General features: G+C 40.8%; 8 protein-coding genes. 4 read left to right on the forward strand and 4 right to left on the reverse strand.

Going from position 1 to position 10000, the window contains the following annotated elements:
- On the forward strand, positions 1-1826 hold a 1826-nt coding region (locus LDL18_RS02350), incomplete at its 5' end, for a hypothetical protein (RefSeq protein ID WP_296506743.1).
- A 41-nt stretch (positions 1827-1867) separates the two neighbouring features.
- Here LDL18_RS02350 and LDL18_RS02355 read toward each other — a convergent pair.
- Entirely contained in the window at positions 1868-2692 is an 825-nt protein-coding gene (locus LDL18_RS02355) for an ABC transporter permease (protein WP_296506745.1), read from the reverse strand.
- 203 nt (positions 2693-2895) lie between these two features.
- On the opposite strand from LDL18_RS02355, the gene LDL18_RS02360 reads away from it, so the two are divergent.
- From LDL18_RS02360 to LDL18_RS02370, 3 genes are all read left to right on the forward strand, one after another.
- On the forward strand, positions 2896-3705 hold the full coding sequence (locus LDL18_RS02360) for an alpha/beta hydrolase (RefSeq protein WP_296506747.1): 810 nt from the start codon (positions 2896-2898) through the stop codon (positions 3703-3705).
- 225 nt (positions 3706-3930) lie between these two features.
- Complete coding sequence (locus LDL18_RS02365) at positions 3931-5259, forward strand: aromatic amino acid transport family protein (RefSeq protein ID WP_296506749.1); 1329 nt, start codon at positions 3931-3933, stop codon at positions 5257-5259.
- A 239-nt stretch (positions 5260-5498) separates the two neighbouring features.
- Positions 5499-5720 carry a hypothetical protein gene (locus LDL18_RS02370; protein WP_296506751.1) on the forward strand — a complete coding sequence of 74 codons (222 nt, stop codon included), beginning with the start codon at positions 5499-5501 and terminating at the stop codon, positions 5718-5720.
- A gap of 19 nt (positions 5721-5739) precedes the next feature.
- Here LDL18_RS02370 and LDL18_RS02375 read toward each other — a convergent pair whose 3' ends face one another.
- The 3 genes from LDL18_RS02375 to LDL18_RS02385 form a co-directional block, all read right to left on the reverse strand.
- Positions 5740-7452, reverse strand: a complete 1713-nt coding sequence (locus LDL18_RS02375) for a hypothetical protein (RefSeq protein WP_296506753.1) — start codon at positions 7450-7452, stop codon at positions 5740-5742.
- A 100-nt stretch (positions 7453-7552) separates the two neighbouring features.
- Entirely contained in the window at positions 7553-8827 is a 1275-nt protein-coding gene (locus LDL18_RS02380; protein WP_296506756.1) for an MFS transporter, read from the reverse strand.
- A 216-nt stretch (positions 8828-9043) separates the two neighbouring features.
- Entirely contained in the window at positions 9044-9700 is a 657-nt protein-coding gene (locus LDL18_RS02385; RefSeq protein WP_296506758.1) for a LysE family translocator, read from the reverse strand.
- Positions 9701-10000: the final 300 nt, after the last annotated feature.

Below are 10000 nucleotides of genomic sequence, written 5' to 3' on the forward strand. Positions count from 1 at the left end.
TATTCTTTGACTATATTCGAGATGTTAATAAAAATTATAATTTTGACCTGTACCGCTATGAAGGTCGAAGCGTAGATTTTTTTGAAAATATTTTATACTATAATTATTTAGAAAAATATTTTGAAAACGAATATACATTTTATGATTTTAAAAATGTTATCGAAAAATTACTTCCTCAGGACATAAGTCATAGATTTAAACTAGATGAGTTGCCATTTTCATTATTTGGAAACGACTATCTTTTGAATATTTTAGCTCCAAATGAAGTACATTATTTATCATCTTTATTTGAAGAATTTAAATTGCCTTTTATTCGGTTAGAGCCACCATTATTTAGTCCAGAATATTTCCCAGAACTAAAAAAACTTCCTTATTTTACTGCAACAATATCCTCACATCATCATGTATGGATGAATAAAAAAATCGCAATTTGTATAAGCGGTGAATTCCGGCATGTTGTTCATAGAACGCCAGAACAGCAAGTAAGAACAATCAAATCATTCTTGTCAGGCGTTGACTGTGACGTCTATTTGCATGGCTGGCATAACACATCAGAAGCACTTATAATTCACGAACTGAAACCTAAAAAATATTTATTTGAAGACCAGAAATCATTTTGGGATTTAGAAAGACAGATAAAGTTTCGTGAGCCACGTTTGAAAGCAGGACGTGATCACGGCTCGCTCTCTATGTTTTATAGTATACAAAAATCTTTTGAGCTTATCGAAAATTATGAAGATTATGACTATGTCGTAAGAATAAGGCCAGATGTGTACCCAGATCTCTCACTGAAAGAAATTCTGGTCAAAATTAGCGATGAAGGTGATTTCATAGAAAATGCTATTTATTTTCCTAAATGCTATCACTCAAAAGGGATAAATGATCAATTCGCCATAGGTAATATAAAATCTATGGATCACTATTTTAAAACCTTCGATTATATAAAAAACAATATAGATAAATTATTTTTTAATCCAGAATCTATTTTACTCAAAAATATATTAGAAAATGCGATAAAACCAGCTGTAATTGATTTTCCTTATGCATTGATGCGTCATTTGCCCTTTCGGGTACATGAGATAAGCCGAGTCATGCATGACCAAGAGAATGTTTGGTGGTCCCGAACCGACAGCCTCCCAGCGCTTACTGATCTTAGCCAGTTCTTTCGTGATAAGTTAAGATCAATGGAAGCAAGCATGACAGGCCTCGTCCCAGATGTCCTGTTTTTTCCTTTTAAAGTCGCAGAATATCCACGTGGTCATGTCTGGGTCGAAGTAAAAAATGATGACAATAATCCATCAAAAGCTATCGCCGCCTATTTCATAAGCAAGCAAGAGGCTCATGTTTCTCACTGTGTGATTAATGAAAATTATGTAGAGTTTATAAGAGATTTTCAAAAACATACTTTTATCTTCAAAGAAAAGAATTGCTTTATTTTTTCACAATGGCGTTTTGTTGGGAATTCTTTCTGCAATGTCAGGAAAAAATTCCCAATTTCCAGAGTCTTGAAAGATAATCCTCTTTCTTTCGATTCAATGGCAAAGGCATGGCGAATTTACGATCAAATGCAAGAAGATGAAAATAACGGTATTCATGTAAGTCGACCCGTTGAGAAATTTCAGTCTAAAAAAATATCTTCAAATATCGACGTAGAGTCTTCGGCACTTAAGATCTCTTTATTTTTCCTTGATAAAATTATCAGCGAAAGATTGAGAAACAAGCTTCATAATAATCCAGAATTATTTTTTAAGGATGCAAAAAACCCTCTGTCTAAAATAATTGGAAAATCATTTTTCAAAGAAAGAAATAGAAAAAATAATATCTAGATTTTGAAATAGCCACCTTAATTAATTAAGGTGGCTAAAATTTAGTTGAGCGTTATATGCCGTCTTATTGCTCTTAAGGCTAGTAAGCCTATTAGTGTAGTAATCGTACAGAAAAAAGACAGGTAACTAAAGTTAAAATATTTACCGCTGGCAGAGTCAAATTGTCCATACCTCACCATCTCTATACACTGAGCCATGGGAACCCACTCAAGCCATCCCCTATAGGGGTTTGGAATCCATTCCATCATAAAAAAGATTGCAGAGATTGGCATAGCAAAATATGTCATTGGATGTATTAGTCGCTCAATAGTAGCATTTTCGTATGTTGCTGCGCAGACAATGGCCGATATAGCAAAAGATAGCCAAGTTATATATAATTGACCTAACAAGATATATAATGGCCGGACAGGTAGTCCCCCAATTCCAAGGCAATAAGATAAGAATATTAGGATAAAAACACTGCACATAATGCCTGCAGCTTCAAGAATAGTGCGTGCAAACAACATATCAAAAAGACTGACCATTCTATGGTATAATAACGGCGCGTTCGCTTCGATTGTCCCACCCGACCGATTGACGATGTTTCTGAAGATAATAAACGTCCCATACCCTACAATTGCAAAAGGTACCGGTTTTATATCAGTCATCGCAAATTCAGATGAATCTGAACCTGCATGGAGTATTCCAATACCTGTTGCAAAAAGCATCGGCTCCAAGATTATCCATAGATAACCTATATTTTCACGTCCGTAACGTGTGTGAAGTTCGCGCAGGATAAGGGCTCCAATCACTCGGGATTGTATACGCAAACCACATAAGAATTCCCTGATAGAGGAATTGTTGTTTTTATAGACTTTTGCTTCCATTATTTTTTTCTATAAGAAATTATATTCAATGATAAGAGAGATTTTATTCTATCTGCTCTCTATTGACTTAGAAACAATAAGACACAAATAGGCCTTGCTGTTGATGCGCTCTCCTCGACACAACAATAGTGATCCGTATCAGTATGCTCGATTGACTACTGATTTTTGAAGCAAGCTGAACAGCATTCACAGGAGTGAAGCAAATGGCCAAAACTATTCCGATGCGTTGGCAAACTCTGGACGATACCCCAAAAACGGTTGATGCCCTAAAGGGACAACATGCTGAAATCAATGGCTGTTCCCTCTACTATGCCATGGGTGGCACAGGTGAGGAAACCGTCATCTTACTGCATGGGGGTATGGCAAATTCAGATTATTGGGGTCTTCAAGCCGCTTTTCTGATGCAATCTTATCGTGTCATTGTGGTTGACAGCCGCGCGCATGGTCGCAGTTCTGCGGGCGATAGATCGCTAAGTTACAACCAGATGACCCACGATGTCGCCAGCCTTATGGATCACCTTGGCATTGCCAAAGCTAGCATTATCGGCTGGAGCGATGGCGGCATACAAAGCATTATGCTTGCCGCTTTATTTCCTGAAAAAATCACCCGCATTTTTGCTTATGGCGCGCATATGTCTCTCGCGGGCTTAAACCAGAATTTTGGCGGTAACAAAGTCGTCAGCAGCTTCCTCGAACGCGCTGAAGAAGAATATCATCGCCTTTCACCAACACCGGATAATTTCGATCAATTTTACGAAAATGTGCAACAACTCTGGAAATGGAAGCATGATTCCGCATTCACGATAGATCAACTTTCTTCTATCCGTTGTCCGGCATGGATTGTTGATGGTGATCGGGATGAGATGATTAACAGACCACATCTCGAATATCTGTTCCAACATATTCCTGACAGCTCTTTTATGCTGCTACCCGATACAACCCATTTTGCCTTCATTCAGGCACCCAATTTATTTAATGCCGCCCTTCAAGATTTTATGTCTGTTTCACGATAAAATAATCATTTCCCAAGCTACACATAGCTACACATAGCTACACATAAAAGCAGGTGCCTCAAAAACACCTGCTTTTTTTACGTCCAGCCTTCGTTCCTATCGAAAAATATTCCGGTTGATCGCTAAAAGATAAACTTTAATACGACAAAATATTTACAAGCTATTTTCCTACATCAAAATTATTAAAAAATTACGTTTTTGATATATAAAATTTTAGAGAGGGTTATGTCGAATAAACGAGACCAGACAGAGTCAAAACATTCACAAGATACATCCGATAATGTAGTTCCTCAACTGACCAAAGAAGAATGGCGCGCCGCTATACGCTTTGACAGCACCGATATCGGCTGGATCGTTATGAGTATCGGCATGGCAATCGGCGCAGGAATCGTCTTTCTTCCTGTTCAAGTCGGCCTGATGGGTATTTGGGTTTTTCTGCTTTCTGCCATTGTCGGTTATCCTGGCATGTATATGTTCCAGCGGTTATTTATAAATACGCTGGCTTCGGCTACAGTCAGCCAAACTTATCCAGATATGATTTCCAGCTATTTAGGCCGAAAATGGGGGCTTTTTCTTGGCGCGCTCTATTTCGTTATGCTGACAATCTGGATGTTCATCTACGCTACTGCCATCACACGAGATAGCGCCTCTTACCTACATAGTTTTGGTATTACCCATAAACTCCTATCCCAAACTTCATGGTATCCGCTTGTTCTCATGATTATTCTGGTAGCACTGGCTTCGCGTGGCGAACGGATGCTGTTTAAATTATCGGGATTAATGGTTCTGACCAAGCTGTTTATCGTAGCTGCCTTGGGAATATTTATGATTCCGCAATGGAATTTTGCTAATCTTGGTTCGGTTCCACCAACAGGCAGCTTGATTTCAAAAGCCATTATCACACTACCTTTTACGCTGACTTCTATTCTGTTTATTCAGACTTTAAGCCCAATGGTTATTTCTTATAGAGCGCGTGAAAAATCGCCCGAAGTTGCCCGTCATAAAGCCTTGCGGGCAATGAATATTGCTTTTGCCATTTTGTTTATAACGGTTTTCTTCTACGCGATATCTTTTACACTCGCGATGAGCCATGAAAGCGCGGTTTCCGCCTATCAACAGAATATTTCGGCGCTCGCTATCATGGCACAAATATTTCCCGCCAGTTCAGTTGGGCTGATTGGCGTTGTTCTGAATATATTTGCAGTGATGACAGCCTTTTTCGGGGTCTATCTTGGCTTTCGTGAAGCCTGCGTCGGCATTTTTACAACGATAGGGTCACGCTGGCTGCCTTCTGAAAAATTGCAAGGACGCTGGCTTCAATATGGCGTAATGATTTTTGCGGTTTTACTGGCATGGGGTGCTGTTATCGTTAACTTGCCCGTGTTGTCTTTCACAACATTTTGCAGTCCGATTTTCGGGATCATCGGATGCCTTATTCCCGTTTGGCTCGTCATGAAGCGGCCAGCCCTGTCAAAATATCGTGGAGCAGGTCTTATCTTCATCGCGATCATCGGTATTCTTTTATGCCTGTCACCCTTTGTGACATGGTTATAGATTGACCACCGACAATCCGACCTATCGATCTTGTATAGGTATGTTTTTAAGATAAAGACTTCGAATTGATATAGGAGGGAATGATTTATCCATTTCCTCCTTATTTTTCCTAAAAAACACACCATAATGCACTGATTTCGCAACATTTATTTTGAAAATAAAATTTATATTTTTGAATCCTTGATTCATTCCTTATTTAATTATATTTTACAAAAAATTACATATCATAAGACCTTTATATGATTTCTAGACGTAATTTTTGTATCAGATTGGGCGTGATTAGTCTTTTCGCGCTTATGCCGTTTTTTACCCATCAAGATATGCGTTCCGCATTACCCAAAGCATCCAATAAACAACATCTATTAGAAATCCAGAAACAAGCTAATTTAGGCAATATCAAAGCCAAAAAAATTATCAGCGCGTTATCCGAAGGCCGTCAAGACGGCCTAGAGAATGAATAGCTTTGGAGGCTAACTTTGGTTATTGGAAAGGAAAATACCGGAAAGTAACATAGAGGGTATTACCGGATGTTGTTGGACGAACAGCATTAGCGCCAGAAAAGGCGAATTTCTTGATATAGGTATATTGTAGCCCACCCATGACGCTACCGTAAGAGCCATGAAGCATATGCCACCATCCTCCCAAGGTAAAAGAAGCTAAAGTATGGGTCTGGGCATTACAGACACCAAATTCGACATTACAGCCGCTTAAATCCTGATCGTCTATGCCATATCCATATTGGGAACCATCAGCACCGATATAACGGCGACGACCAGCCGTTTCGACCCCGCCATAGCCATATAGCAGAATGGAAGGCGTTGGATGTCCGATTAAGCCCATAGCTCCAATAACTTCGGGGACAGGGGATAGTAACCCCCGACTATTAAAACTTGTATCCGGCAGCATCGTTGGGGCATATCGTCCGATACCTTCTCCAGCCAAAATATTACCGGTAAGCTGTAATTTGTCCGCCATTAACGGAACTGTCATACCCGCGCCGATACCGCCACCGAAATGCGTGTGTTTTTCACTAGCCGTTGCTCCAACCGGCACAGATAAGGAGCGGAACCAACGGGCAAGACCAAAGATTTCATAATGCCCGAACCGCGTATCAGCGGCAGTTTTCAACACAATATCCGGTGCCGGATTATAGGTGTAAACCGTATTACTGTTCAGCAAGACACCACCGGAATTTTCATAAAATATTTTGGGGCCCATTGTTTCGCCGTAGGCCGCCGGTAAACGACCACCAGAAGGGACGGATGAAGAAAAGGCGACGGTTGCTTGGGGATCTTCCAAAGAAAGCCCTAGCCAATATTTTTTATTCCAGTCTTTTTCAAAACGGATTTGAGGCACACGGGTAAAGCTGATACCCGGTATCTGGTTATTATCTGTTACAGGGGGTAATTGCTCCTGCCTCGGTAATAGGCCTTTGCTATAATTCGTGACCAAACTCCATGCTTGCCCCATTAAAACATGGAAACCCCACTCATTTTGAGTGAAGGTGAAATAGCCTTGGCGTAAACGCGGAGTATAACCACTAATTTGGATACTATTGGTCGTGTTGGCAGCGCCTCCAAAATCACTTTCTAGATAGGCCTGTAATTGAATAGATTTTGTTGGATCGGCCTCTAACAAAACCGAAGTTCGGGTCAATTGAGACGATAGCCGCTCTTCATCTAACCCATGATTGGGACTATTGGCATAAGGGAAATTGTTCCACGCGGTGGCAGGGCCACTGGTCATATTGGAGCTGCGCCAAATATTCGATAGCTCGACAAAGCCTCCTAACTTAACAGACACATTCCCAATACTGAAAACCGGCGGCAGCCTGTCAACAGCCGTCTGGGTGATAGCCGCAGGGCTGGATGATTTTAAATCAATAGAGGAATGATAGGGGCTATTTTGATTATTGGCTTTGATGGGGGCAGTATTCGGGGGCGGTAAAGATATCCAATGCGGGGCGGGGGATAGCGATTTTGTATCGGTATGAGAAGAAATGGCTGGCGAAGACTGACGCTCCGCATTGGTTTCAATAACTGTCGATTTTTCCTTTTCTTTTTTTTGTTCGATCGCATCCACTTTTTCCATAAGCTGACGGATTTGTAGCTTGATTGCGGCTAACTCTTGGTCGTCTTTTTCATCCGCCAAAGCTGGTTGATGAAAAGCGCCCATTAAAAGAAGCGCAATCATACTACCGAGGCCGGTTCTACTGGATTTTAACCGGCCTTTTAATGATCGAAATGTTTCTTGAAAAAACACGAAAACCTACATCCCAAATATGTGATGAAGTTTATTTCTGGCCATGTTTCCAGCCGGTTTCCCGCAAAAAGAAACTGAGAAAAATAGCCAGCACAATCCCTACAATCAGGGGCATAAAGCCACGATGGAAATCAGCGAGAGTCAGGTTTGGGCTATGCGAGCCAATCAAACCGGTAATCACAGGGGAAATCAAACTGCTGGTAAGAAAAACCAGAAAGTTCATAATACCGGCGGCAGTGCCTTTGACTTCTGGCGGATTGACCTCTTTCATGACTGAAAAAGGTAACATCGCTGCACCAGAAGCAATGCCCATAAAAAGGGGCGGCATATAGGCTGGCAAGATCACTGTTGGCACATAAAGCAGGCTTATATAACTTAAAAGTAACAAGCTGCTTCCACCGATTAACACTGGACGGCGCAGGCCTATTTTATCAGAAATATAGCCAATCAGCGGGCAACCGATAACCCATCCCAATGGCACCATTGAAACCAAGGTGGCGGCTTCTGCAATGCTAATATGCTCTCCTTTAGAAAAGAAAGAGGTTCCCCAAGCTAAAATCCCGATTGTTGTTGGGGCAAACAACAATCCCCCGATAACACCAGCCAGCCAGCTTTGGGGATTAGAAAAGATAAGCTGGAATGGCTGGATAAGACTTGAGAAGTCCAGTTTCTGACGCTGCTCCTCTTCTTCGTCTTTTTTGCCATGAGGCATAACAATAAAAGTCGATACCGTTAAAATCGCACCAATAATCGCAAAAGCTATCCAGATTTTTTGCCACTGGACATGGAAAGTACCCGCTGGGTCAAGAAAGATAGAAACCAATTTTGAACCAAAGGCTGCACCTGCCATCCCCAGACATTCAGTAAAGCCGACAAAAATAGCCAACATTCTCTGCGGTAAATATCGGGCAGCGATATAGGATGCCCCCAAAAAAGCGAAAATAGAGCCGACCGCCTGCAAGGTGAAACCCGTAATCGCTAGCCATTCATAGCCACGGGCAAAAAATAGGCTACCTATCGTCACAAGGGCTATGCCCGCCGGAATAGTTTTATGCGCACCATAACGATCGAGAAGAAAACCGGCAATCAGTGCCATGCCTGCATAGGCAACATAATAAAGCGGCACCATAATGCCTAAAGGATTATGCCCCCAATTTTCAGTTAGAATCCCCTGCATAATGCCAGGGGTGGCTCGGATCGCATATTGGTAGAAATAGAAAACAGCACATAAAAGCCAGGCAAGAACGTAAACAGGATTCAAGGCTTGTTCGCTTTTTTGTGCATTTAAGTCGGTATGGCTTGACACGGATAAATGCCTTTTTGTGTTTTTTGAAATACTAAGTTACAATTTGGAAAAAGTAAAAAATTTTCTTTATAAAAAGTAGCAATATAAGATGATTACTCCAATCGATTTATGAGTCTTGGTTGAATAAAAAAAAGACCAGCCAACGTTATTGGCTGGCTGGTTAGATAAATTATAATAATTTATGGAAAAAATAATAAATATTTTAATAATTAAATTTTAAACCAAAACAAGTTTTGCTGCAAAAAATAGAAAGAATATTCCCGTAATCATATCCAAAATTCGGATAATTTTAGGATTGGCAAAAAACCTTCCTAAAGAAAGCGCCATTCCCGCTACAATCGAATACCAAAAAAGGGTCGTAACCATTTGAGTAACGACCAAGGCAAAGGAATAGGTAACCGCATTTTGCCCGACAGGAATAAAATGAGGAAAGGCCGTCATATCAAAAACCCCGACTAAAGGATTTAAAAGCGTTGTTAATGACCCACGCCTAAAACCAGCATTGAAGGAATCCAATGTCTTGATACCGGATTCAGATTGTTCTTCAGATAACAGCTCGGCTTCTTTTTTTGAAAACCCCTTAACCGATTGCCAAATCAGCCTTAGACTTAGATAGAGTAAGTAAAGCGCGCCCGCCCATTGTATTACCGTAAAGGCTGTCTTCGAGGCAGAAATAATGGCGCTGACACCAAAAATAGTGCCAAAGCCCCATAAACCAACCCCCGTGACAATACCCGCCACAGCTCCAATAGCCGCACGATGCCCAACGCTTAGACTTAACCTGATAATCAAGGCCGTTTCAGTGCCGGGCGTTAAAAGGATTAACCCCCATGCCGCCCCAAAGGCTAATATAGGCATAAGAAAAGATAGCATGGTGGATATCGTCGCCCCCTTTTAGATCATTTATTTTTAAGGCTGACGGAATAGAACATTCTTGCGGTCAATGAATAGCAACATCTTCTGAATCAGATATTACTTTTTCTATAAGAAAGATCGTTTTTCCTGAATCTGATTCTGCGAATAATAATGAAAATAAAGGATGCCAACTCGCAAAAATGAGCATTCTTATTATCAATAATTCTGTAACTTGGCTTTCATTAAAATCAGATAGCACCCCATAGGGATGAAGCGTGAAAAAGCTTCATCCCTATAGGATATTCTTTGTCTTTATCC

Origin of the sequence: Zymomonas sp. (assembly GCF_020216885.1) — a bacterium.
Classification (GTDB): Bacteria; Pseudomonadota; Alphaproteobacteria; order Sphingomonadales; family Sphingomonadaceae; genus Zymomonas.